Raw genomic sequence first — 263 nt, forward strand, 5'->3', positions numbered from 1 at the left:
AGGCGCCAGGAGCCGACGAAGGACGTGGCGAACAACGAAACTGCCTCGGGGAGCTGTAAGCAAGCTTTGATCCGGGGGTGTCCGAATGGGGAAACCCAGCTGTGGTAATTCGCAGTTACTCGTATCTGAATACATAGGATGCGTAGAGGCAGACCAGGGGAACTGAAACATCTAAGTACCCTGAGGAAGAGAAAACAATAGTGATTCCGTCAGTAGCGGCGAGCGAACGCGGAACAGCCTAAACCAGGGGGCTTGCCTCCTGG

General features: G+C 55.1%; 1 rRNA gene. It reads left to right on the forward strand.

Annotated elements, in window-relative coordinates:
- Position 1 precedes the first annotated feature (1 nt).
- Positions 2-263: ribosomal RNA gene (locus HPT30_RS00395) — 23S ribosomal RNA — on the forward strand; the annotation flags it as partial.

It is taken from the genome of Paenibacillus agri, from assembly GCF_013359945.1.
Classification (GTDB): domain Bacteria; phylum Bacillota; class Bacilli; order Paenibacillales; family Paenibacillaceae; genus Paenibacillus_AQ; species Paenibacillus_AQ agri.